Here is a 24,983-nt window from a genome sequence, read left to right as displayed (position 1 = left end):
GGCGCGGCGCATCCGCCATCGGTCCCGGCGGTCGCCCGGGAGCGCCGAGCGGCCACGGCCTGCCGGCGGCGGCGGTCATGGCGCCTGCGCGGCACCGGTGTGCGGGGCGACGGCCGCGACGTCATCGGCGCGGTTGTGCAGGCCCTGCAGGTAGCTGCCCAGCGCCTGGATCTCCTGTTCGGTGAGCTGCTTGGCGATGGTGGCCATGATCTGGAAGTGCGCCTTGTCGGTTTCGTGGGTGACCCCGGCCTGGTACTCCTGCAGCCGGCGCGCGACATACGCCGCATGCTGGCCACCGATGTGCGGGTAGGCCGGGCCCGGGTTGCCGGCACCGGTGGGACCGTGGCAGGCCATGCACGCCGGGATGCCGCGTTCGGCATCGCCACCGCGATAGAGCTGCTGGCCGATCTCGTAGAACTTCCTGCCGGCGTAGGGACCTTCGCTGACCAGGCCGTCGTCGGCAAGCCCGGCGCTGGCTTTCTGCGTTGCGAAATACGCACCGATGTCGCGCATGTCCTGCGGGGTGAGGTCCTGCACGAACGGCACCATCGCCGCCGACGCACCGGAGGTGCGCTGGCCGTTGGCGATCAGGGCCATCTGCTGGGCGACATAGCGCTCGCTCTGGCCGGCGATGCTCGGGTACATCTCCACGGTGGAATTGCCGTCGGCGGAGTGGCAGGCCGCGCAGGCGGCTGCCTTGGTCTGCCCGGCCTTGGCATCGCCCCAGGTGGTCTTGCTGAAATCGACCTCCAGCGACGCGGTCTTGATCGGCCCGTTGTCGGGCAACGGGGTCAACGAGGTCTGGGCGACCGCAACGGCGGCCAGCAGCGAAACAGCGACAGCGGAAACGGCAAGAACGCGAGCGTGGCGCATGCGGAAGCTCCGTGTGGACCGGCCTGGCGGCTGCAGGGTGCAGTCGCGGGGATCGCCCGATTATCCATGCCGTTTCACGCCACGGTCAACGCAGCAGTGCAGCAAAACCGGGCGGCGGCAGCGCGTTGGCGCCCCGGACATGCGATCCTATGCCCATGTCATTGCTCCTCGAACGTGCCCATTACCTGCTTTCGGCCCACAACACCCGGCAATTGCCGGAGGATGTCGGGGCCGAAGTCGCCTTTGCCGGGCGCTCCAACGCCGGCAAATCCAGCGCCCTCAACGCCCTGACCCGCCAGAACAGCCTGGCCCGGGTCTCCAAGACCCCCGGCCGCACCCAGCAGCTGGTGTTCTTCGAGGTCACCCCGGACGCCAAACTGGTCGATCTGCCCGGGTATGGCTACGCGAAGGTGCCGCTGGACCTCCAGGCGCACTGGCAGGCCTTCATCGACCAGTACTTCCGCACGCGCGAGGCCCTGCGTGGCCTGGTGGTGGTGATGGATATCCGCCATCCGCTGAAGGACTACGACCGCCAGATGCTGGCCTATGCCGTCCAGCGCGGCCTGCCGGCGCACGCGTTGCTGACCAAGGCCGACAAGCTCGGCCGTGGCCAGCAGGGCATCGCCCTGCAGAAGGTGCGCAAGGAACTGCAGTCCTCGTTCGGCGACACCGTCAGCGTGCAGACCTTCTCCGGCCCGGCCCGCCAGGGCGTGGACGAGGCCCGCGGCATCATTGGCGGCTGGCTCGGCCTGAACAAGCCGGCCCCGGAAACCGCCTGATCGGCGCCGGGCGGAGCCGACTGCTGGTCGGCTATCGCCTGGTAGAGCCGACTGTTAGTCGGCTATCGCGCGTAGCGCGGGGTGTTGATTGCCTCACCGGAGGGCAGCCGACCAACGGTCGGCTCTACCTGGGGTGTGCGTGGTCTGACCGGAGGGCAGCCGACCAACGGTCGGCTCTACCTGGGGTGTGCGTGGTCTGACCGGAGGGCAGCCGACCAACGGTCGGCTCTACCTGGGGTGTGCGTGGTCTGACCGGAGGGCAGCCGACCAACGGTCGGCTCTACCCGTGGCTAGCCGACCAACGGTCGGCTCTACCGTTGCGCGGGCAGGGGGGCGAACTCGCCGGGTACCCAGGCGAACGCCTCGCCTTCGCGGCGTACGTGGCCCAACCCCGGGAACGGCAGGTGCGCGCCGGCGACCCACCAACCCTGGTCGGCCGCCTCGGCCATCATGCGGCGGCGGCTGGCAACGGCGGCGTCGCGGTCGCTGTCCGCTTCGTACGCGGCGGCGGGCTGCGCGAACTGCACGGCGTGGAAATGCACGATGTCGCCCCAGACCAGCAACGCCTGGCCCTGCCCGGCGTCGATCTTCCAGGAGACATGGCCGGGGGTATGGCCGTGGCTGTCCAGCGCGCTCACGCCGGCCGGCAGCGCCTGCCCGGGACGGAAGCGACGCAGTTTCCCTGCCGCCTCGTACGGGGCCACTGCCTTGCGTGCCAGCGCGAAGGCGAAGCGCACGCCCTGCGGTGCGCTGGCTTCGCTGGCCGGGTCCAGCCAGTAGCCGGCATCGGCGGCCGACAGCCACACCGTGGCGTTGGGATAGGCGGTGCCGCCCTGCGCATCGAGCAGACCGCACAGATGGTCCGGGTGGGCGTGGGTGAGCAGCACGTCGTCCACGTCGGCCGGGTCGTAGCCGGCCGCGCGCAGGTTGCCCAGCACCTGGCCCAGGCCGGGGCCGAAGCACTGGGCGGTGCCGGTGTCGACCAGGGTCAGGTGGTCGCCACGCTGGACCAGGTAGGCGTTGACCGCGGTCTGCAGGCCCTTGCCATCCTCGGGCACGTAACGATGGTCGAGCAGGCGGGTGACCGCGCCGGGGGCGATCCCGACCAGCTCCTGGCGGCCCAGTGCGACAGTGCCGTCGAACAGTGCGGTGACCTGCACCGTGCCGATCTGCTGGTGATAGACGCCCGGCACCTGCGTGCGCGGCACATGGGACGTGGTGGCCAGGACGGGGCTGGCAACAGCGGCCAGCAACAGCGCGGCGGCGAGCGAGCGAACGCGGGGGAAGGGCATGTGGAGGTCCGGACAGGGCGGCGGCGCCGCGGTACGTCCATGCTGCGCGCCGGCCGCACCGCGTTCCGCTCAGAATGCGGCGCGATCCGCTCGCGATGGCTCAGCTGTTGCCGATCGCGCCCGGTTCCAGGCCGTAACGCGCGGCGAAGCGCTTGCTGAAGCTGCCCAGCGAACGGTATCCCACCCGCGCGGCCACGGTCTTCAATGGCAGGCGCGTGGTGTAGAGCAGGTTCATCGCATGGGCCAGGCGCGCGTCGGCGATCAGCTCGCGCATGCTGGTCCGCTCGCCGGCCAGGCGCCGGCGCAGCGTGGCGCCACTCAGCCCCAGCTGCAGCTCGAAATCGCGCGATTGCCAGTCGCGCTCCGGCTGCGCGGCGATCAGGTCGCGGATGCGCTCGCCCAGGCTCGGCTCGGGTGGCGCCAGCAGGCTGCCATGCCCGCGGCGGCAGAACGCCACCACCAGCGATGCCAGCGCCAGCCGCGCCTCGGTGTAGCGCCCCTGTTCCAGCGCATGACGCCATTGCCGCAGGTGGTCGGCGTGCGCGTCGAGCGGCAGCTGCGCCAACGCATCGCCTGCCTCGGGCAGCGGCTCGTTCCACAGCACCCGCGCGGCCGACAGCGCTTCGTCGCACAGCGGCACGATCGCACTGAGGTACAGGCCGGAGTCCGGGTCGGGGATGTTGACCACGTCGATGCGGCAGCGCCGGGTGATCAGGAACAGGTCGCCCGGCGCCAGCGCCAGCGACTGCTGCGCGGCGCGGACCTGTTTGCGTCCCTGCAGCAGGATCGCGAACTGCGGCCGCGGAATATCCACCGACGAGGCGCCGTGTTCGCGGCGTGCGGTGATGCAGGCATAGCCGTCGGCGCGCTGGCAGTCGGCCAGGCTCGCCATCTCGGCCAACAGGGAAACGGGGGGTGTGCGCGTATGCATTACAGCGCAGTATCGAACAATTGGCCGATCGCTGCGGCCGCCGCCATCGCCAGCGCGCCCCAGAACATCACGCGCAGCGCGCCACGCAGGGGGCGTGCGCCACCGACGCGCGCGGCGATCGCGCCGGTCAGGCCCAACCCGATCAGGGTGGCGGCGGTGGTGATCTGCGCCACCTGCGCATGCGGGGCGAGCAGGGCGGTCACCACCGGCAGCGCGGCGCCGGCAGTGAACGCGCCGGCCGAGGCCAACGCCGCCTGTGCCGGCCGGGCGCGCAGTTCCTCGGTGATGCCCAGCTCGTCGCGCGCGTGCGCGCCCAGCGCGTCGTGTGCGGTGAGCTGCAGTGCCACCTCATGGGCCAGTTCGGGGGTGAGCCCGCGATGCCGGTAGATCGCGGCCAGCTCCTCCAGTTCGCTATGCGGATCTTCGTGCAGTTCGCGCTTTTCCACGATCAGGTCGGCATGTTCGGTATCGGCCTGCGACTGCACCGACACGTACTCACCGGCCGCCATCGACATCGCCCCGGCCACGGTGCCGGCGATGCCGGTGGCCAGCACGGTGGCCGCCGATGCGCCGCTGGCGGCGATGCCGACCACCAGGCCGGCCACCGAGACGATGCCGTCGTTGGCGCCCAGCACGGCCGCACGCAGCCAGCCGACGCGGTCGGAACGGTGGACCTCGGGATGGCGGGATCTGCTCATGCGGACAGTCTAGAGCGGGCCGGACGGGGAGGGCGGAATGACTCGCAGCAGCGTCAAGTCCTTCCCAGTGGGATGCTGAAAACCGTCACGGTGACACGACGGCGGGGGACGCCACGATATAGTGCGCCCTTGCGATGCCGGGGCCCGGTCCCCACATCCCCGCCCTGACCAGAATCCTGCGAGCCTCCCCTTGTCGAGCCCCAGCCACGTCGCCGAGACGCCGATTACCGACCGAAATGAACTGGTCGCCACGCTGGCCTCCGGCGAGAAGCCCAAGGCGCAGTGGCGCATCGGCACCGAGCACGAGAAGTTCGGCTTCCGCCTGGACGACCTGCGCCCACCGACCTTCGATGGCGACCGCGGCATCGAAGCCCTCCTCAACGGCCTGACCCGCTTCGGCTGGGCACCGGTGCAGGAAGGCGGCCGCACCATCGCGCTGCTGCGCGACAACGCCTCGGTGACGCTGGAGCCGGCCGGCCAGCTGGAACTGTCCGGCGCGGCGCTGGAAACCATCCACCAGACCTGCGTGGAAACCGGCACCCACCTCAATGAAGTGGCGCAGGTGGCCGGCGAGCTGCAGCTGGGTTTCCTGGGCATGGGCTTCCAGCCGAAATGGCGGCGCGATGAGATGCCGTGGATGCCCAAGGGCCGCTACCGGATCATGCGCGACTACATGCCCAAGGTCGGGTCGCTGGGCCTGGACATGATGACCCGCACCTGCACGGTGCAGGTCAATCTGGACTACGCCACCGAAGCGGACATGGTGAAGAAGTTCCGCGTGTCGCTGGCGCTGCAGCCGATCGCCACCGCGCTGTTCGCCGACTCGCCGTTCACCGAAGGCCAGCCGAACGGCTACCAGAGCTACCGCTCGCACATCTGGACCGACACCGACGCCGACCGTACCGGCATGCTCGACTTCGTGTTCGAGGATGGCTTCGGCTACGAGCGTTACGTGGACTACCTGCTCGACGTGCCGATGTACTTCTCCTACCGCGATGGCGTGTACCACGACGCCAGTGGCCAGAGCTTCCGCGATTTCATGGTGGGCAAGCTGCCGGTGCTGCCGGGCCAGCTGCCCACGCTGCGCGACTGGTCCGATCACATGACCACCGCCTTCCCGGAAGTGCGCCTGAAGAAGTACCTGGAAATGCGCGGTGCCGATGGCGGCCCGTGGAACCGCCTGTGCGCGCTGCCGGCGTTCTGGGTCGGGCTGCTCTACGACGATGCCGCGCTGGATGCGGCCTGGGACCTGGTGCGCGACTTCAGCCTGGCCGAGCGCCACGCGCTGCGCGACGGCGTACCGCGCCATGCATTGAAACTGCCGTTCCGCGGCGGCACGGTGCGCGACCTGGCGCGTGAAGCGGTGAAGATCGCCGTGGCCGGCCTGCAGCGTCGCGCCGCGCGCAACGCCGATGGCCAGGATGAAAGCCACTTCCTGGACGTGCTGCAGGAAATCGTCGATTCCGGCCTGACGCCGGCCGACCGCAAGCTGGCGCTCTTCCACGGCGACTGGAACGGCACCGTGGACCCGGTCTTCAAGCAGTTCGCCTACTGACACCCCTCAGGGGGGGGTACCCACCGCGCTGCGGTGGTGGGTACCGGCCGCTGGCCGGTACACCGTGCGCTGTCTCAGTGCGCCGAGGCTTTCGAGAACAGGTTGATCACCGCCACACCGGCCACGATCAGGCCCATGCCGATCAGCGCCGGCGCGTCGAGCTTCTGCTTGAACACCGCCCAGCCGATCAGCGAGATCAGCACGATGCCCGCGCCGGACCAGATCGCGTAGGCGATGCCGGTGGGGATGGATTTGAGGGTGAGTGCGAGCAGATAGAAGGCGGCGGCATAGCCGACCACCGTGCCGACCGAGGGCCACAACCGGGTAAAGCCGTCGGAGGCTTTCAGCAGGCTGGTGGCGATCACTTCGAACACAATTGCAAGGCCCAGCAGAACATACACATTCATGGCGCGCGCACCGGTTGGACGATGCGCGCATTGTACGGGCGTGCCCGTGCAGCGCCGGACGCTGCAGCAGCGTCCGGCGCAGACCGGGTTCAGGCGGCCTGTGCGCCAAGCGTGGCCATGTCGATCACGAAGCGGTAGCGCACATCGTTGCGCGCCATGCGCTCCCAGGCTTCGTTGACGGTGCTGATGTCGATCACTTCCACATCGCTGACGATGCCGTGCTCGGCGCAGAAGTCCATCATCTCCTGGGTCTCGGCCATGCCGCCGATCGCCGAGCCGGTGATGTGCTTGCGACCGAACATCATGGCCGCGCCCATCAGCGGCGGGTCCAGTTCGGTCAGCACGCCGACCAGGCACATGGTCGCGTCGCGCTTGAGCAGGGACATGTACGGGTTGGTGTCGTGGCTCACCGGGATGGTGTTGAGCAGGAAGTCGAAGCTGCCGGCGTGCGCCTTCATCTGTGCCGGATCGCGCGACACCAGCACCTCATCGGCACCCAGGCGCTTGGCGTCGGCACCCTTTTCCGGGGTGGTGGTGATCATCACCACGGTGGCGCCCATCGCCTTGGCGAACTTCACGCCCATGTGGCCCAGCCCGCCCAGGCCGATCACGCCGACCTTCTGGCCGGGGCCCACCTTCCAGTGGCGCAGCGGCGAGTAGGTGGTGATGCCGGCGCAGAGCAGCGGCGCGGCGGCTTTCAGGTCGAGCTTGTCGGACACCTTCACCACGAACCGCTGCTCGACCACGATGTGGTCGGAGTAGCCGCCGAAGGTGGGCTGGCCGCTGTCGCGTTCGGTGCTGTTGTAGGTGAAGGTGGCGCCCTTCTGGCAGTACTGCTCCAGGTCCTGGTCGCAGGCATCGCAGTGGCGGCACGAGTCGACCATGCAGCCCACGCCGGCGTGGTCGCCGACCTTGAAGCGGGTGACGTTGGCACCGACCTCGGTGACCCGGCCGATGATCTCGTGGCCCGGCACCATCGGGAAGATCGAACCGCCCCAGTCGTCGCGCGCCTGGTGCAGGTCGGAGTGGCAGATGCCGCTGTACAGGATCTGGATGCGGACGTCGTCCGGGCCGACCGTGCGGCGCTCGAAGGAGAACGGCACCAGCGGCGCGGTCTGGTCGTGGACGGCATAACCGTGAGCGAGGGACATGGGGAATCCTTGGCAGGTTTGTAGAAAGGCGCTTTACAATACGCCCCGATGCTGTGCACAGGCAGTCAGGATATCGGCATGATTCATCAAGTCAGACTGGATAATCATGGTCACTGACAATCTCACCCACCTGGCCGCGTTCGCCGCTGTCGCGCGGCACCGCAGCTTCCGCCGCGCGGGTGCCGAGCTGGCGCTGTCCACCTCGGCGGTCAGCTATGCGATCCGCGCGCTGGAAGAGCGCCTGGGGGTGGGCCTGTTCCATCGCACCACGCGCAGCGTGGCCCTGACCGAGGCCGGCCAGCGCCTGCTCGAACGGCTGCAGCCGGCGCTCGGTCAGGTACATGACGCGCTGGAGGAGATGAACCACTTCCGCGCGGCACCGGCCGGGCTGCTGCGCATCAATGCCACCCGTGCCGCCGTGCATACCCAGCTGGGCCCGCGGTTGGCCCGGTTCCTGCGCGGCCATCCGGACGTGCGCATCGAGCTGGCGCAGGACGACGGGCTGGTCGATATCGTCGCCAGCGGCTTCGACGCCGGCGTGCGGCTGCACGAGTTCGTTCCCGAGGACATGGTGGCGGTACCGCTGGGGCCGCCGTTGCGTGGCCTGATCGTTGGCGCGCCCGCGTATCTGCAGGACCGCCCGACGCCGCAGCATCCGCGCGATCTGGCCCACCACGAATGCGTGCGCTTCCGCTTCGCCAGCGGCCATCTGTACAAGTGGCAGTTCGATCGCGATGGCCAGGCGCTGGAGATCGACGTGCCGGGCAGGCTCACCCTGGGCGACCAGCACACCGTGCTGCAGGCGGTGCTGGACGGGCTGGGCCTGGCCTACGTGCTGGAAGACGCCGCGCGACCGTATCTGGACGACGGCCGCCTGGTGGCCGTACTGGAAGACTGGAGCGAGCCGTTTCCCGGCTTCGTGCTGTATTACCCGCGCCAGCGGCAGATGTCCTCGGCATTGCGCGCGTTCGTGGACATGCTGCGCGAGCCGGTGTGAGGCGCGCGCCGCGCGGCGGCGTGACCTTCTTCATGGCGACTTCCGTCACTGGGCCATGCCCGGCGCGCGGAACTACGCTGCGATCGAACCCCGTGCAGCGTTGCAGTGACGCAGTGCGCTGCATGGATCGGCAGCACGCCATGACAAGGAGGATGCGATGCAGAACCAGAACCAGAACCCGGACCAGGATCTTCGCCAGCGTGTGGCGACGTTGGAACGCCACGCCCGCCGAGGGCGCGTGATGGCCGCGACGATGTTCGCGCTCGGCGCCTCATTGGCGCTCATCGGTACCACGGTGGCGCAGCCAGAGGCGCAGATCGTGCCGGAAATCCGCACGCACAAGCTCACCGTGGTGGACAGCGAGGGACGCACGCGCGTGCAGATCGCCGAAGACCCCGCCGACCACCGGCGCAATGCACGCGCGGCGGGTCTGACCATCTACGACATCACCGGCAACGAGCGCGGCGGCATCGGCACGATGGCCGACGGCAGTGCGGCCGTTGCCCTGGATGCGCCACATGGCGTAGGCCACAAGATGCGCGATCGCGCCGGCATCAAAGTGGGGCCGGATGGGTCGGCGATGATCGTCACGATCTCCAACGCCGGGCAGTTCTCTGCCGGCCTGTTCTCCACCGGCGAAGAAGGCCGCCTGGAACTGTCGCGCAGCGATGCCGCGGCCGACCAGATGACCACGCGGGTGATCGCCCAAGGCAGCGATACCACCAAGGTTGGCAAGCTCCAGTAGCGCACCGACGCTCACAAGCTCCACACAGGCGGGTGGCAGCATGGAGAAATCCCTGCCCCCGTCGTTGAGGAGAGTGTCATGGCATCGTCCGCCATCCGGGCCCGAACCTGGTCCATCCATCCTGTCCACGCCGCCGTGCTCGGCGGCGTGCTGCCGCTGTTCCTCGGTGCGCTGCTGGCCGATTACGCCTACTGGAGCAGCTACGAGATCCAGTGGAGCAACTTCGCGTCCTGGCTGCTGATCGGCGCGATGGTGATGACCACCCTCGCACTGCTGTGTGCATTCGTCGGCCTGGCGCGTGGCAGCCGCCGGCTGGGCTACCTGCTGGTACTGGTCGCGACGTGGATCGTGGGTTTCATCGATGCCCTGCACCACGCGCGCGATGCCTGGGCGATCATGCCCACCGCGCTGCTGCTGTCGGCCGTGGCAACCGTGCTGGCGCTGGTGGCAACCTGGATCGGGTTTGCCAGCCTGCGCGTGGGAGGTGTGCGATGAACCGCCCTGTCTTCCGCGTGATCGCGGTATCGGTGCTGGCCACCGCGCTGGCCGCCTGTGGCCAGGCCCCGCAGATGCACCAGTACGGCAACGCGCCCGAGCTGCCGGCGCCGCACCGGGGGCTGATGCCGGACATGACCATCGCCAAACCGGCGACCTGGGGCGACCGCGTGCCGACCGTGCCGGACGGCTATCGCATCACCGCGATCGCCACCGACCTGGCGATTCCGCGGCAGACGCTGGTACTGCCCAACGGCGACATCCTGGTGGCGGAGGGACGCGGTGGCAGCGCGCCCAATCTCAAGCCCAAGGACGTGATCGCCGGCCGCATCAAGGCCAAGGGCAACACCGCGGTCAAGGGCGGCAACCGCCTGACCCTGCTGCGCGATGCCGATGGCGACGGCATCTATGAACTGAAGACCGTGTTTGCCGACAAACTCAATGCGCCCTACGGCCTGGCGCTGATCGGCAATGCGCTGTACGTGGCCAATCAGGACGCGCTGGTGCGCTTCGACTACCAGCCGGGCCAGACCCGCGCGAGTGGCGCGCCGGTCACGCTGACCACGCTGCCGTCTGCGATCAACCACCACTGGACCAAGTCGCTGGCCGCCAGTGCCGACGGCCGTTACCTGTACGTGGGCATCGGCTCCAACAGCAACATCACCGAGCGCGGCATGGCGGTGGAAGTGGACCGCGCCCGGGTCTGGCAGGTGGACGCCGCCACCGGCGCGCATCGCGACTACGCCACCGGCCTGCGCAACCCGACCGCGCTGGCCATCCAGCCCGGCACCGGCACCGTGTGGGCGGTGGTCAACGAACGCGACGAGATCGGTCCGAACCTGGTGCCCGACTACCTCACCTCGGTGCGCGACGGCGGGTTCTATGGGTGGCCCTACAGCTACTGGGGCAAGCACCCGGATCGCCGGGTGATGCCGCAGGACCCGGCCAAGGTCGCCTCGGCGCTGGTGCCCGACTACGCGCTGGGCTCGCACGTGGCCGCGCTCGGCGTGGCGTTCTCGTCGCCGGCGATGGGCGCGCGCTTCGCCGACGGCGTGTTCGTGGGCGAGCACGGCAGCTGGAACCGCAACCCGCCGGTCGGCTACAAGGTGGTGTTCGTGCCGTTCCGCGATGGCCGCCCGGCAGGCGATCCGATCGACGTTGCGACCGGCTTCCACGGCGACGACGGGCTGACCCGCGGGCGCCCGGTGGGTGTCACGCTGGACCCGCGCGGCGCGCTGATCGTGGCCGATGATCTGGCCAACACGATCTGGCGGATTACCCCGAACGCCGCACCTGCGGCACCTGCGGCACCTGCGGCACCGGCTGCACCGGTTGCACCGGTTGCACCTGCGGCACCTGCCGGGACGCCGTAAGCAGCGCGGTGCCGGCCTGCCGCCTGCCCACACGCAGGCGGCAGACCACCGCACGGGACCGGCCCGGACCGCCTCCGGGCCGCTGTCTGCGAGGCGCCGCGCGGCGCCTTGACACGCCCCGGGGCACTCGACATGATCCGCCACGGGGAGCCCGCGACCGGGCCAACAGCATGGCAGGGACGTTATGCGACAGGGGAGTGCAGCACCGTGGGCGGTGGATCGGCGCGGCATCCGCGCGCGACTTCGCACGCTCGCCTTCCGGATCACCCTCACCACGGTTGCCCTTGCCGGGACCGGCTGCGTTGATGGCCCGGGCATCGGCGTAGAGCTCAAGGCGCTTGGCGACTCTCCGCTGGCCGGTGAGCTGTCCCGCCAGTGGATGAACCGCGAACCCTCGATTGCCCGCAATCTTCAGACCTGGCTGCAGACGCGCCCGGACAGTGCCGCGTGCCTGGCCTCCGAGTCCTGTCTGCGCGATCTTGGCTTCCAGCGCTGTGCGGTCACCGGGCAGGATCTGTCGTGCCACTACGAGGCCACGATGCCCGGCACGCTGCTCAAGGGCGGCGGCGAACGCAGGCCGCTGCAGATCCAGCTGCGCGTGGATATGCACAGCCGCCAAGGCGCGATCACCGCGCTGGACGTTGCCCGCTCCGGCTTCCCGTAATCGTCGCAGGTGCTGGGCACCTGCCGTGTCATCTCTCGACGCCCCGTCTGCATGCGCCGTTCTGTTGAACGGTGCGTGCCCCCTGCCGTGGCCTGCCACGGTCCGCCCCGGAAGAGAATGGAATCATGTCTGGATACATCATTGAAATCGTCACCATGCCGATCGTGCCGGTGCCCGGTGTTGGGGATGTCGCCGGCCACAACTTCCTGCGTCTGCGGGGGCCGGATGGCAGCATCCAGGGCGAAATGCACGGCCTGGCCACCAGCAGCGACGGGTCGATCAAGGCGATCGGCTATCTCAGCAGCGACCGGCTGAAAGCCTACGATCTGCAGAACCCAGCCGACTTCTACTCCCGGCCCGGGCAGCCCAGTCAGGTGCTGTTCGAGGGCTCGCTGGCGGATGTGGCCGCCAAGTGGGGCGTGGCGCAGAACGCGATGGAGCAGTTGAACAACATGGACCTGGGCTACCCGCCGGGTGGCTTCACCGGGCCCAACAGCAACTCGGTGGCCCATACGCTGATCAAGGCGATGGGCCTGACCCAGCCGACGGGCTTTGAGGACCTGATCACCCCCTTCGACAACTACGACCTGCTCGACCCGCCGGCGTCCCAGGACTATTTCGACGAGATGTCCGCGCAGATGCGCGACTGGATCAACCATCAGCTGGATCTGATGAAACGCCGGTTCCTCGACTCGCCGCTGGGCGAGGAGTTCCAGCGTGCCCGGAGCCTGTTCGAACGGCTGCGCGACCTGCTCAAAGACCCCACCTACCGCATCGTCAGATACGACCCGCTGGCGCTGGATCTGGATGGCGACGGCGTAGTGCGCACTGTTGCCGAGAATGGCGCAGCGGGTGCGTTGTTCGATCACAACGGCGACGGCATCCGTACCGCCACCGGTTGGGTGGATGGCTCCGATGGCATTCTGGTGTGGGACCGCAATGGCAACGGGCGCGTGGAAGACGGGACCGAGCTGTTCGGCGACAACACCACCGCCGCCGGCGCCGGGTTCACCGATGGCTTCCAGGCGCTGGGCAGCCTGGACAGCAACCATGACGGCGTGATCAACGCGCTCGACGCCAGATTCAACGAGATCAAGGTCTGGCAGGATGTGGACGGTGACGGCATCAGCGATGCCGGCGAGCTCAAGACGCTGGCCGAGCTGGGCATTGAGAGTTTCTCGCTGGCCTCGACCAATGCCGGCAATGGGGCGGTCGCCGGCGGTCGCCTGTTCGGCACCGGCAGCTTCGTGCGGCGCAACGCCGATGGCACCACCACGACTGGCGTGATGCAGGACTTCCTGTTCGACCAGGACGGCGTCTACAGCGAGTACATCGACCCGGTCGCCGTCGATCCGGCGGTGGCGGACCTGCCCACGCTCGGTGCCGTCGGCCGGCTGCGCGAGATGCACCAGGCCGCCAGTCTGTCCCCCGCACTGGCGCAGGCGCTGCAGGCGCTGGTGGCCACCAGCAGCCGCGCTGAACTGAAGGGCCGCGTGGCCGATGTGCTGCTGGAATGGGCGCGGACCAATCCCACGTTCAGCGCCGCCGGCATCGAACTGTTTGCCGGCGGTGGCGTGGAGGACCCCAATTCGCCCAACGTGATCAACCTGCGCCCGGGCGAGGTGCTGGCGTGGGCCGATCCGACCTGGCTGTCCGAGCCGCAGTGGGAAATGGTGCGGGTGGTGGAAGCGCTGCTGGGCAACGAGGTGCCGATCACCGGCCTGTGGTGGGGCTCGGAAACCATCCAGCAGTATCAGGCGATCTACGACAACTACTTTGAACTGGCCTACCAGAGCCTGGTCGCGCAGACCCGTCTGCGTCCGTACCTGGACGCCATCGCGATCGACTGGACCGGTCTCAATCAGTTCTCCTACGATTTCACCGCGATGTATGCGCTGCTGGGCACGCGTTATGCCAGCGAGCCGGTGGATACGGTGATCGACCTGGCCGAGCTGCTGCGTGCGCAACTGGGCAACCTGGGCGGGCAGGGCCTGCTCGCAGGCACGGGCACGCTGCGCACCTGGCTGGACACGCACGGCGGCAACGCGGCCGTGGTGGACGCGCTGGCGCGCCTGGACATCCGTCTTTCGTCCACCGACGGCGGCACGCTCAACGGCAGCGCGGACGGTGACATCCTGATCGGGCGCAACCAGCCCAGCGGGTGGGAAACGCTGCGTGGCGGGGCGGGCAACGATGTGCTGGTCGGCGATGGCGGCAGTGACAGCCTGCAGGGCGATGCCGGCGACGACCAGTTGTTCGGCGGCGCGGACGACGACCAGCTCAGCGGCGGCGACGGCAACGACACCCTGACCGGCGGCACCGGCAACGACGTGCTGTACGGCGACGCGGGCAATGATGTGCTGCTGGGCGGGGAGGGCAACGACCAGCTGCAGGGCGGCAGCGGCAACGACCGCCTCGACGGCGGCACCGGCAACGACTACCTGTCCGGTGGCGCCGGCAACGATGTCTACCTGTTCGGCCGGGGTAGCGGCTACGACCGCATCAACAACTGGGACGACACCGCCGGCCGCCGCGACATCGTGCAGTTCGGTGCCGGCATCACCGCCGCCGACATCCGCATGTGGCGCAGCGGCGACTACCTCTGCATCACCATCATCGGCACCAACGACCGCATCGACATCCAGGAGTTCTTCGAGGCCGATGGTGCCAGCGCGTACCGCATCGACGGGTTCCGCTTCGCCAACGGGACCGAGTGGTCCATCGCCGACGTGAAGACCCGGGTGCTGACGGCCACCGATGGCGACGACGACATCTACGGCTACGAGACCGACGATGTCATCACCGGTGGCACCAGCAACGACTGGCTGTCCGGGCGCGGCGGCAACGACACCCTCAGTGGTGGCGCCGGGGCCGATACGCTCAACGGCGACGAGGGCAACGACAGCCTGTCCGGCGATGCCGGTGCGGACAGCCTGCACGGCGGGCAGGGCAACGATCTGCTTGACGGTGGTGCCGACGATGACCGCCTGGATGGCGGCGATGGCGATGACCGTCTTGACGGCGGGCTGGGCAACGACGTGCTCGATGGCGGTCGCGGCAACGACACCTATGTGTTCAACGCCGGCGGTGGGCACGATGTCATCCGCAACTACGATATCGGCGCCGGGCGCCTGGACGTGCTGGAGTTCGGCGCCGGCATCGCGGTGTCGGCCGTCACCGCGTCCCGTCAGGGCAGCGACCTGGTGCTGACGGTGCTCGGTGGCGACGACGTGCGCGTGCAGAACTACTTCATGGACGATGGCGATGGCGCGTACCGCCTCGATGCGATCCGCTTCGCCGACGGTACGCAGTGGAGCGTGGCCGATATCAAGGCCCGTGTACAGGCTGCCACCGCGGGCGACGACCTGCTGCAGGGCTATGCGGGCAGCGACGAGATCGACGGCGGCCTGGGCAACGACACGATCCGGGGCGCCGCCGGCAACGACATCCTCGCCGGCGGTGGCGGCGACGACATGCTGCACGGTGAGGACGGCGATGATGCGCTCGACGGTGGCGACGGCAGCGATACGCTGTTTGGCGACGACGGCAATGACCTGCTGGTCGGCGGCGCCGGCATCGACGCGCTGCATGGCGGCTTCGGTGACGACGTGCTGCGGGGCGGGCTCGACGGCGACTGGCTTGCCGGTGCACAGGGCGACGACACGCTGTTCGGCGACGAAGGCGACGATCGTCTGCTCGGTGGTGACGGCAACGACCAGCTGCACGGCGGTGCCGGCAACGATGTGCTGGAAGGCAACGACGGTGACGACACGTTCCACTTCGCGCGTGGCGACGGCCGCGACACCCTTATCGATACGGTCGGCGCCACCGTGCTGCGGCTGGCCAGGCTGACCCGCGCCGAGACCGTCATGCGCCGCGAAGGGAACGCGCTGGTCATCCGCTTCGGTACGGCAGCGGGCGACGAAGTCCGCTGGGAAGATGTGTTTGCGGCGGACACCGGGCTGGCCCTGCGCGGCCTGACCGTGCACGTCGGTGATGAGCCGGCGTGGGTGCTGCCGGCGGCGGCGCTGGACCTGGAGGTGCTCAAGGGCACGGCGGCCGCCGATGCCATTCTCGGCAATGCGGCCGGCAATACCATCGACGCCCTGGCCGGGGACGATACGGTGCACGCGGGGGCGGGTGACGACACCGTCAGCGGCGGCGAGGGCGCCGACCAGCTCTGGGGCGAGCAGGGCGACGATCACCTGTTTGGCGGTGCGGGCAACGACGCGCTGTACGGTGGCGAGGGCAACGACACGCTGTCCGGCGGCGAGGGGCAGGACCTGCTCGATGGCGGGGCCGGCGCCGATCACCTCGCCGGCGGTGGCGGCGATGACGTGTACCGCGTGGACGATGTGCTCGACGTGGTCAGCGAGGCCGCCAACAGTGGCACCGACCGGATCGAATCGTCGGTGGACTTCGCGCTGCCCGACCACGTGGAAGTGCTGGAACTGGTGGGGTCGGTCGACGTCGCCGCCACCGGCAACCAGGCGGCCAACACCCTGCTCGGCAATGGCGGCGCCAACCGCCTGGAGGGCCTGGGCGGCGATGACATCCTCGACGGACGCGCCGGCAACGACACGCTGGCCGGTGGCGACGGCAACGACGACCTTGACGGTGGCAGCGGCGAGGATCTTCTGATCGGCGGGACCGGCAACGACACCTACCGCGTGGACAGCGCGCAGGACGTCATCGTCGAGCTGGCCGGCGAGGGTCTGGACGTGGTCTACGCGACCAGCGACTACACCCTGTCGGCCAACATCGAGCGCCTGGTCCAGGTGGAGGGCAGCAGCGCGTGGTCGGCCACCGGCAACCAGGGCGACAACGAACTGATCGGCAACAGCAGCAGCAACCGGCTGGACGGTGCCGGTGGCGCCGACCGCATGGTGGGTGGGCTGGGCGACGACACCTATGTGGTCGACCATGCCGGTGACGTGGTGGTCGAGCTGGCCGGCGAAGGCCGCGACACCGTGGAGGCGTCGATCGACTACCAGCTTGGCGACACGCTGGAAGACCTGACCCTGCTCGGCGAGGGCAACCTCAACGGTACCGGCAACGCGGGCGACAACGTGCTGATCGGCAACGCCGGCAACAACCGTCTCGACGGTGGGCTGGGCGGCGACCTGATGTCCGGCGGGCTGGGCGATGACTACTACATCAACGACAGCAGCGACGACTGGATCCGCGAGTACGCCGGCGAAGGCATCGATACGGTCGAGCGCCGCTACGAAACCAACCTGGTCCTGTCCGACGAGGTGGAAAACCTGATCCTGGCGGCCGGCATCCAGACCGGCAACGGCAATGGCCTGGACAACACGATCACCGGCAATGCCGGCGCCAACACGCTGGGGGGCTGGGATGGCGATGACCGGCTGTATGGCCTGGACGGCGACGATGCGCTGTTCGGCGGTACCGGCAGCGACACGCTGTACGGCGGCGCCGGCAATGACTATCACGACGGCGGCGAGGGGATCGACCGCATGGAAGGCGGCGCCGGCGATGACATCTACATCACCGACGACAGCGGCGATGTGGTGGTGGAGGTGGCCGGTGCCGGCAAGGACCAGGTGCAGTCGAGCGCGTCGTACACATTGTCCGACAACATCGAGAACCTGTTCCTGACCGGCAGCGCCGCCATCGACGGCAGCGGCAACGGCCTGGACAACTACCTGGCCGGCAATGCGCAGGCCAACGTCATCCACGGCATGGGCGGCAGCGACACGATTGTCGGTGGCGGCGGCGATGACCTGCTGATCGGCGGCACCGGCGACGACAAGTACGTGTTCGACATCAGCAGCGGCAGCGACCGCGTGGACAACACCGGCGGCGGCTTCGACGGCGTGTTCTTCACCGGCGGCATCACCCGCGAGCGGATCGGCTTCCGCCGCGATGGCGACGACCTGCTGATCACCCTGGACAATGCCACCACGCCGGCCGTGCGCGTGACCAACCACTTCCTGGGCGGCGATGCGGCCATCGACTACGTGCAGCCCGATGGCGGGTCGTACCTGACCACCGCGCAGATCAACCAGATCGTCGCCGGTGGCAGTACCGGCGGGCAGTTCGACCAGGTCATCCAGGGCACTGCGGCCGGCGAACAGCTGGTCGGCAGCGCCGGCAAGGATCTCATCGAAGGGCTCGGCGGCGCCGACACCCTGTTCGGCATGGGCGGCAACGACACCCTGCGTGGCGGCGACGGCAACGACTACCTGTCCGGCGGCAGCGGCAGTGGCAGCGGTTCCGGCGACGACCGCCTGGAAGGCGGCCTCGGCAACGACACGCTGCGCGGCGAGGACGGCAGCAACGTCCTGCTCGGCGGCGGTGGCGATGACCAGTACGTCTACGGCGGCGGCATCGATGTGATCGACAACACCGGCGGCGGGACCGACTGGCTGATCTTCCAGAACGACATCGGTCTGTCCAAGCTCGCCTTCACCCGCGACGGGGACAACCTCGTCATCACCATCAACGGCAGCGCCAGCCAGCGCGTCACCGTGACCGGGCACTTCCTTGGCGGCGACATGGCCCTGGACTACCTGCAGCCGGCCAGTGGCGCAGCGCTGAACACCGCGGCCATCAATGCCCTGGTGACCACGCCCGGCGGCGGCACTCCGGGCGGTGGCAACGATGCGGACTACCCGTCGCAGATCAGCGGCACCGCGGCGGGCGAGCAGCTGGTGGGCACCAGTGGGCGCGATCGCATCCAGGGGCTGGGCGGCAACGACACGCTGTTCGGCATGGGTGGCGACGACAAGCTGGAAGGCGGTGACGGCAACGACTACCTGTCCGGCGGGAACGGCAGTTTCAGCGGGTCGGGCAAGGACATCCTGATCGGCGGCGCGGGTGACGACCAGCTGGTGGGTGAGGACGGCGATGACCTGCTGATCGGCGGGACCGGCAACGACACCTACTTCTACCGCGCCGGCACGGGGGTGGACACGGTGGACAACACCGGCGGCGGCACCGACTGGCTGTACTTCGACGGCATCGCCCGCACCCGCCTGAGCTACCACCGCGACGGCGACGACCTGGTGGTGCGCGTGGACGGCAACGCGGGCCAGCAGATGCGGGTGCTCAAGCACTTCCTAGGCGGCGAGTTCGCCATCGCCTATGTGCAGCCGGGCGACGGTGGCAATGCGATTCCGGCCGCGAGCGTCGCCAGCCTGCTCACCCCGATGGGGGCGGCGCGTGCTGCAGCCCCCTCGATCGCGCGCGAACCGGCCGACCTGCCGGTCTCGGCGGAAGTGCGCCGCCTGGTGGATGCATTGGCCACCTTCGGCGCACCGGCGGCGAGTGACTGGACGCGCGACCAGGGCCGCGTGTGGGAAACCCCGTTCGGTCATCCGCTGTCGGATGCACGCTCTGGCATGGTCAGCGAACGCATGCTGGGCTGATCGCGGGAGGCGTTCCAGGGGCCGCAGGTGGCCCCTGGGCGCGTGCTGTCAGCCGGTGGTGATGGCGTCGTAGCCATCGCCCAGGAACTGCAGCAGACAGAAGCCGTGCCCGAAGGGATCGGCCAGCAGCGCGATCCGGCCCCATGCGTGCGTGGCCGGTGCCTGCTCGACGCGCGCGCCCGCCTGTATTGCGCGTGCGAGGGCAGCGTCGAGGTCATCCACAACCCAGTCCAGGTGCAGCGGCGTCCAGTGCCGGCGGTAGTCGCGGCGGTCGCGCACCTGCGGGGTGGAGGCGCTGCCGGCGGGCTTGGCCAGCAGATGGATCGGCGCGGGACCGCCCAGCAGCTCCGCGCCATCGGCACCGAAGCGGCGCCCCGGGTGCAGGTCGAAGGCGCGGGTGTAGAAGGCGATGCCGTGGTCGAGGTTGTCCACGTCGATGTTGACCAGGAAGCGCATGCGGTGTCCTTGGCGGCGAGTGCGGGCGATGCGCCCGGCCTGGACGGAGGTGGTCCGGATCGATTGTGTCACGCGCCAAAGCGCAGCGTGAAACAGGTCACCGCCGGCCCGGAGGCCACGCACAGGGTGCCGCCGTGGGCCAGCATGATCGCGCGTGTGATCGCCAGCCCTAGCCCGGCGCCATCGGCGTCGCCGCGGGTGCGCGAACGCTCGGCACGGAAGAAGCGCTCGAACAGATGGGGCAGGGCATCGGCCGGAATGGGCGGGCCGGGATTGCGCACGGTCACCTCGGTGGCCCCCGCCGTGTCTGCCACCGTCACCGCGATGGTGGCGCCGCGCGGGGTATGGCGCAGTGCATTGGACAGCAGGTTGCCGAGCGCGCGGCGCAGCATCAGCCGGTCGCCGCGCACCTGGCCCTGGCCGTGCAGCGCCAGCGTGATGCCGCGTTCCTCGGCGAGCGCGTCGTAGAAATCGAACAGTTCGGTCACCTCCCGCTCCAGCACCACCGTGCCGGCCTCGGGCAGCCCGCCGCCGTGCTCGGTGCGCGCCAGGAACAGCATGTCGCCGATCATCCGGCTCAGGCGCTGCAGTTCTTCCGCGTTGGACAGCAGCACATCCTGGTACTCGGCCGCGCTGCGTGGCCGCGCCAGCGCCACTTCGGTCTGGGTGAGCAGGTTGGTGATCGGCGTGCGCAGTTCGTGCGCGATGTCCGAGGACAGCTCGCTCAGCCGCTGGAAGTCGGCCTGCAGACGCGCCAGCATCGCATCGAGATGGGCAGCCAGTTCGGCGATCTCCGGCGGCGCCGGCTGCAGCGGCATGCGCTGGTCCAGGCGTTCGGCGGTGACTTCGCGGGCACGTGCGGCCATCGCGCGCAGGGGCGCCAGGCCACGCCGTGCCGCAAGCCAGCCGAGCAGGCCGATCAGCAGCGCCGAGGCCGCCACGTACAGCGCCAGGCGGCCGGTGAAGTCCTGCAGGAAGCGGGTGTGCGGTGCGGTGTCCAGCAGCACGGTGATCTGCAGCGGGCCGTGTGCGGGATCGGCGGTGGTGCGCACATGGCGCAGCCGGTGGTCGCGTCCCTGCGCATCGCGGTGCCACGCCCGCGCGACGGTGGTGGGAGCCGGCAGTGCGGCGCCGGCCGAGCGGTACAGCAGGCTGCCATCGCCGCGCAGCACCTCGGCGCTGAAGCCGGCCTGGTGGTCCAGCGCCTCGGCCAGGCGCACCCCGGCCTGGTCGGGCGGGGCATCGGCGACGATGGACGCGATCAGCCGCACCTTGTTGTCCAGGTAACGGTCGTCCTGCTGCACGAAATGCTGCTGCACGGTGGAGAGGATCAGCGCGCCCAGGCCGGCCAGCACCACGGTGGAGACCGCGGCGAACAGCACGGTCAGGCGCGCGGTAAGCGACAGTGGCCTCATGCGGCCGGGTCGGCGTCGCCGGCATCGAGCACATACCCCATGCCGCGCACGGTGACGATCAGCTTGCGTTCGAAACCGTCATCCATCTTGGCGCGCAACCGGCGGATGGCCACGTCGATGACGTTGGTGTCGCTGTCGAAATTCATGTCCCATACCTGCGAGGCGATCAGCGAGCGCGGCAGCACCTCGTTGCGCCGGCGCACCAGCAGTTCCAGCAGGGTGAATTCCTTGTGGGTGAGCACCAGCCGCTGGCCGGCGCGGGTGGCGCGGCGGCGCGGCAGGTCGAGCACCAGATCGGCCACCTGCAGGCGGTCCTGCTGCGGGTGCAGGTGGCCACGGCGCAGCAGCGTGCGCAGCCGCGCCAGCAGTTCGACGAAGGCGAACGGTTTGACCAGGTAGTCGTCCGCGCCCAGCTCCAGGCCCTTGACCCGGTCGCCGACGCTGTCGCGTGCGGTCAGGAACAGCACCGGCGTGGTGCGCCCGGCCGCACGCAGGGCCTGCACGATGTGCCAGCCGCTCACGTCCGGCAGCATCACATCCAGCACGATCAGATCGTACGCACCGGTCATCGCCAGATGATGTCCATCCAGCCCGTTGCGCGCGTGGTCCACCACGAAGCCCGCTTCGCTCAGCCCCTGGCGCAGGTACTCGCCGGTCTTGGGTTCGTCCTCGACCACCAGCAGTTTCATTCGTTGGCCCGCCTGCATCCTTCCTGGGCACGACCGCGTCGTGTACACCTGCGCCGGCTACTGTATGACAGCGACCGCACGGCAGGATGACCCGCGCATTACGAGGATGTAATGCGCGCGTCATCGCTGCGACGGGCGCCGCTTCCTAGATTGCGGAACCGCCGTGGCTCACGGATACCGCAAGGACTCTTCGCATGCAGCACCTCCGCCTTCTTCGTCTTGTTGCCTTCGCTGGCGCCAGCCTGGCCCTGGCCGCATGCGCGCAGCCGCCCGCGCCGGCCACCGCAGCACCCGCCGCTGCCGATGCGCAGTCCGCTGCGGCGCCGGTATCCCCGGCGGGGCACATGGTGGTGCACAAGAGTGCCAGTTGCGGGTGCTGCGGCATCTGGGTCGACCATGTGCGGCGCGCCGGCTTCAGCGTGGAGGTGCGCGATACCGACGACCTGATGCCGGTCAAGCAGCGCCTGGGGGTGCCGCTGGACAAGGCCGCCTGCCACACCGCCGAAGTAGGGCCCTACATCGTCGAGGGGCATATCCCCGCCACCGATATCCAGCGCCTGCTGCGCGAACGCCCGCTCGCGCGTGGCCTGCTGCTGCCGGGCATGCCGGCCGGATCGCCCGGGATGGAGGTGCCCGGCATGCCGGTGCCCGGCTACACGGTGGAACTGCTGGGCAGGGATGGCCGGACAGCCCCCTTCAGCCGGCACGGAACGGCCCCGGACGAAACCTGAGGAGATCGCTCGTGTATACTCACCCCCACTATAGTTCCGAGGTCGCGTCCATGCCGCATTCGCCACAGGAGAAGAAGCGCGTCCTGGCCCGCGTGCGCCGCATCCGCGGCCAGTGCGATGCGCTGGAGCGCGCGCTGGAAGGTGGCGCGGACTGCAGCCCGGTGCTGCAGCAGATCGCGTCGATCCGGGGTGCCGTCAACGGGCTGATGTCCGAAGTGATGGAAGCGCACCTGCGTGAAGAGTTTGGTCAGCCGGCGCAGTCCGATGCGCAGCGCGAGGCGCGCGTGCGCGAAATGAGCATGCTGATCCGTTCCTACCTGAAGTAAGCCCGCGGGCGACCGCGCGCTGTCCCGACCCGTTTCCCGTCCTGGAGAGTTCCCGATGAAATCCCGTGCTGCCGTTGCCTTCGCCGCTGGCGAACCGTTGAAGATCGTCGAGATCGATGTCGCTCCGCCGCAGAAGGGCGAAGTGCTGGTGCGCATCACCCACACCGGCGTCTGCCACACCGATGCGTTCACGCTGTCCGGCGATGATCCGGAAGGCCTGTTCCCGGCCGTGCTTGGCCATGAAGGCGCGGGCATCGTGGTGGAAGTGGGCGAGGGCGTCACCAGCGTCAAGCCGGGCGACCACGTGATTCCGCTGTACACCGCCGAGTGCGGCCAGTGCCTGTTCTGCACGTCGGGCAAGACCAACCTGTGCGTGGCCGTGCGCGCCACCCAGGGCAAGGGCGTGATGCCCGACGGCACCACCCGTTTCTCGTACAACGGCGAGCCGATCTACCACTATATGGGCTGCTCGACGTTCAGCGAATACACCGTGGTGGCCGAGGTGTCGCTGGCCAAGATCAACCCGGACGCCAATCCGGAACATGTGTGCCTGCTCGGCTGCGGCGTCACCACCGGCATCGGCGCGGTGCACAACACCGCCAAGGTGCAGGAAGGCGACAGTGTGGCCGTGTTCGGCCTCGGTGGCATCGGCCTGGCGGTGATCCAGGGTGCGCGCCAGGCCAAGGCCGGCCGCATCTTCGCGATCGACACCAACCCGTCCAAGTTCGCACTGGCACAGCAGTTCGGTGCCACCGACTGCGTCAACCCGAAGGATCACGACAAGCCGATCCAGCAGGTCATCGTGGAGATGACCACCTGGGGCGTGGACCATACCTTCGAGTGCATCGGCAACGTCAACGTGATGCGTGCCGCGCTGGAATGCGCGCACCGTGGCTGGGGCCAGTCGGTGATCATCGGCGTGGCCGGTTCGGGCCAGGAAATCTCCACCCGTCCGTTCCAGCTCGTCACCGGCCGGTCCTGGAAGGGCACCGCCTTCGGCGGCGTCAAGGGCCGCAGCCAGCTGCCGGGCATGGTCGAAGACGCCATGAAGGGCGATATCGAACTGGCACCGTTCGTCACCCACACGATGGGCCTGGAGCAGATCAACGAGGCATTCGACCTGATGCATGAAGGCAAGTCGATCCGCTCGGTGGTCCATTACTGAGGAGACCTCATGGAACGCATCGAACATCGCGCCGCATCCGGCGGCTGGCAGGACGTGTACCGGCACCGCTCGCAGGTGCTGGGCTGCGAGATGACATTCGCGGTCTACCTGCCGCCGCAGGCGGCCTCGCGCAGGCTGCCGGTGCTGTACTGGCTGAGTGGGCTGACCTGCACCGAGCAGAATTTCATCACCAAGGCCGGTGCGCAGCGGTATGCCGCCGAGCACGGCGTGATCCTGGTGGCGCCGGACACCAGTCCGCGCGGCGATGATGTCGCCGACGCGGACGGCTACGACCTGGGCAAGGGCGCGGGGTTCTACCTCAACGCCACCGAGGAGCCGTGGGCCGCGCACTACCGGATGTACGACTACATCGTGGACGAGTTGCCGGCGCTGGTTGAAGCGCACCTGCCGGCGACGGCGGCGCGCGGTATCAGCGGGCATTCGATGGGGGGGCACGGCGCGCTGGTGATCGCGCTGCGCAATCCCGGGCGCTACCGCAGCGTGTCGGCCTTCTCGCCGATCGTCGCGCCGACGCGGGTGCCGTGGGGGCAGAAGGCCTTCGCCGCGTACCTGGGCGAAGACCGTGCTGCATGGTCGGCTTGGGATGCCAGCGAACTGGTGGCCACGGCCAGCGAACGCCTGCCGCTGCTGATCGACCAGGGCGGCGGCGACGAGTTCCTCGACACCCAGCTGCAGCCGCAGTGGCTGCAGGCGGCCTGCACGGCGGCGGGCCATCCGCTGCAGCTGCGCCTGCAGCCCGGCTACGACCACAGCTACTACTTCATCGCCAGCTTCATCGGCGAGCACATCGCGCATCACGCCACGGCGCTGCACGCCTGAGGATCAG

21 protein-coding genes are annotated in these 24,983 nt (G+C 69.1%); 12 read left to right on the top strand and 9 right to left on the bottom strand.

Annotated features, from left to right (window positions below):
* Positions 1-75 precede the first annotated feature (75 nt).
* Positions 76-873 (bottom strand): c-type cytochrome, encoded by a 798-nt coding sequence (locus ACLB90_RS06370; RefSeq protein WP_411852137.1) that lies wholly within the window; start codon positions 871-873, stop codon positions 76-78.
* Between the two features lie 155 nt (positions 874-1,028).
* Here ACLB90_RS06370 and yihA point away from each other — a divergent pair, with 155 nt between their 5' ends.
* Positions 1,029-1,652: a ribosome biogenesis GTP-binding protein YihA/YsxC gene (yihA, locus tag ACLB90_RS06365; RefSeq protein ID WP_017354770.1), complete on the top strand. Its 624-nt coding sequence runs from the start codon at positions 1,029-1,031 to the stop codon at positions 1,650-1,652.
* Between the two features lie 311 nt (positions 1,653-1,963).
* On the opposite strand, the gene ACLB90_RS06360 is transcribed toward yihA, so the two are convergent.
* The 3 genes from ACLB90_RS06360 to ACLB90_RS06350 form a co-directional block, all read right to left on the bottom strand.
* On the bottom strand, positions 1,964-2,944 hold the full coding sequence (locus tag ACLB90_RS06360) for an MBL fold metallo-hydrolase (protein ID WP_411852136.1): 981 nt from the start codon (positions 2,942-2,944) through the stop codon (positions 1,964-1,966).
* 100 nt (positions 2,945-3,044) lie between these two features.
* Entirely contained in the window at positions 3,045-3,875 is an 831-nt protein-coding gene (locus ACLB90_RS06355; RefSeq protein ID WP_411852135.1) for a helix-turn-helix domain-containing protein, read from the bottom strand.
* Entirely contained in the window at positions 3,875-4,573 is a 699-nt protein-coding gene (locus ACLB90_RS06350) for a VIT family protein (RefSeq protein ID WP_411852134.1), read from the bottom strand. Before ACLB90_RS06350 ends, ACLB90_RS06355 begins: the two co-directional genes overlap by 1 nt.
* Positions 4,574-4,763: 190 nt before the next feature.
* On the opposite strand from ACLB90_RS06350, the gene ACLB90_RS06345 reads away from it, so the two are divergent.
* The gene (locus ACLB90_RS06345) at positions 4,764-6,128 is read left to right on the top strand and encodes a glutamate--cysteine ligase (protein ID WP_411852133.1); all 1,365 of its coding nucleotides are present in this window, start codon (positions 4,764-4,766) and stop codon (positions 6,126-6,128) included.
* 74 nt (positions 6,129-6,202) lie between these two features.
* On the opposite strand, the gene ACLB90_RS06340 is transcribed toward ACLB90_RS06345, so the two are convergent.
* Positions 6,203-6,535: an EmrE family multidrug efflux SMR transporter gene (locus tag ACLB90_RS06340; protein WP_411852132.1), complete on the bottom strand. Its 333-nt coding sequence runs from the start codon at positions 6,533-6,535 to the stop codon at positions 6,203-6,205.
* 89 nt (positions 6,536-6,624) lie between these two features.
* Entirely contained in the window at positions 6,625-7,686 is a 1,062-nt protein-coding gene (locus ACLB90_RS06335; protein WP_411852131.1) for an NAD(P)-dependent alcohol dehydrogenase, read from the bottom strand.
* A gap of 106 nt (positions 7,687-7,792) precedes the next feature.
* Between ACLB90_RS06335 and ACLB90_RS06330 the strand changes: the two genes are divergently transcribed.
* From ACLB90_RS06330 to ACLB90_RS06305, 6 genes are all read left to right on the top strand, one after another.
* Positions 7,793-8,683, top strand: coding sequence for a LysR family transcriptional regulator (locus ACLB90_RS06330; RefSeq protein WP_411852130.1), 891 nt, complete (start codon positions 7,793-7,795; stop codon positions 8,681-8,683).
* A gap of 157 nt (positions 8,684-8,840) precedes the next feature.
* Positions 8,841-9,428, top strand: a complete 588-nt coding sequence (locus tag ACLB90_RS06325) for a hypothetical protein (protein ID WP_411852129.1) — start codon at positions 8,841-8,843, stop codon at positions 9,426-9,428.
* Between the two features lie 78 nt (positions 9,429-9,506).
* On the top strand, positions 9,507-9,923 hold the full coding sequence (locus ACLB90_RS06320) for a DUF2231 domain-containing protein (RefSeq protein WP_411852128.1): 417 nt from the start codon (positions 9,507-9,509) through the stop codon (positions 9,921-9,923).
* Positions 9,920-11,296 (top strand): PQQ-dependent sugar dehydrogenase, encoded by a 1,377-nt coding sequence (locus ACLB90_RS06315; RefSeq protein WP_411852127.1) that lies wholly within the window; start codon positions 9,920-9,922, stop codon positions 11,294-11,296. The genes ACLB90_RS06320 and ACLB90_RS06315 overlap by 4 nt, the downstream gene beginning before the upstream one ends.
* A gap of 184 nt (positions 11,297-11,480) precedes the next feature.
* Positions 11,481-11,960: a hypothetical protein gene (locus ACLB90_RS06310; protein WP_411852126.1), complete on the top strand. Its 480-nt coding sequence runs from the start codon at positions 11,481-11,483 to the stop codon at positions 11,958-11,960.
* Between the two features lie 125 nt (positions 11,961-12,085).
* A complete protein-coding gene (locus tag ACLB90_RS06305) occupies positions 12,086-19,354 on the top strand; it encodes a calcium-binding protein (RefSeq protein WP_411852125.1) in 7,269 nt (2,422 codons plus the stop codon).
* Between the two features lie 48 nt (positions 19,355-19,402).
* On the opposite strand, the gene ACLB90_RS06300 is transcribed toward ACLB90_RS06305, so the two are convergent.
* The 3 genes from ACLB90_RS06300 to ACLB90_RS06290 form a co-directional block, all read right to left on the bottom strand.
* Positions 19,403-19,810: a VOC family protein gene (locus ACLB90_RS06300; protein ID WP_411852124.1), complete on the bottom strand. Its 408-nt coding sequence runs from the start codon at positions 19,808-19,810 to the stop codon at positions 19,403-19,405.
* 68 nt (positions 19,811-19,878) lie between these two features.
* Complete coding sequence (locus ACLB90_RS06295; RefSeq protein ID WP_411852123.1) at positions 19,879-21,225, bottom strand: heavy metal sensor histidine kinase; 1,347 nt, start codon at positions 21,223-21,225, stop codon at positions 19,879-19,881.
* Entirely contained in the window at positions 21,222-21,914 is a 693-nt protein-coding gene (locus tag ACLB90_RS06290; protein ID WP_411852122.1) for a heavy metal response regulator transcription factor, read from the bottom strand. Before ACLB90_RS06290 ends, ACLB90_RS06295 begins: the two co-directional genes overlap by 4 nt.
* A gap of 194 nt (positions 21,915-22,108) precedes the next feature.
* Between ACLB90_RS06290 and ACLB90_RS06285 the strand changes: the two genes are divergently transcribed.
* The 4 genes from ACLB90_RS06285 to fghA are packed head-to-tail and all read left to right on the top strand — an operon-like array spanning position 22,109 to position 24,976.
* The gene (locus ACLB90_RS06285) at positions 22,109-22,645 is read left to right on the top strand and encodes a DUF411 domain-containing protein (protein WP_411852121.1); all 537 of its coding nucleotides are present in this window, start codon (positions 22,109-22,111) and stop codon (positions 22,643-22,645) included.
* Between the two features lie 50 nt (positions 22,646-22,695).
* Positions 22,696-22,971, top strand: coding sequence for a metal/formaldehyde-sensitive transcriptional repressor (locus ACLB90_RS06280; protein ID WP_411852120.1), 276 nt, complete (start codon positions 22,696-22,698; stop codon positions 22,969-22,971).
* 55 nt (positions 22,972-23,026) lie between these two features.
* Entirely contained in the window at positions 23,027-24,136 is a 1,110-nt protein-coding gene (locus ACLB90_RS06275) for an S-(hydroxymethyl)glutathione dehydrogenase/class III alcohol dehydrogenase (RefSeq protein ID WP_411852119.1), read from the top strand.
* Positions 24,137-24,145: 9 nt separating this feature from the next.
* Entirely contained in the window at positions 24,146-24,976 is an 831-nt protein-coding gene (gene fghA / locus ACLB90_RS06270; RefSeq protein WP_411852118.1) for an S-formylglutathione hydrolase, read from the top strand.
* Positions 24,977-24,983 lie beyond the last annotated feature (7 nt).

This window comes from Stenotrophomonas sp. LGBM10 (genome assembly GCF_046736075.1).
Taxonomy (GTDB): domain Bacteria; phylum Pseudomonadota; class Gammaproteobacteria; order Xanthomonadales; family Xanthomonadaceae; genus Stenotrophomonas.
This window is presented reverse-complemented; position numbering and strand designations above follow the sequence as displayed.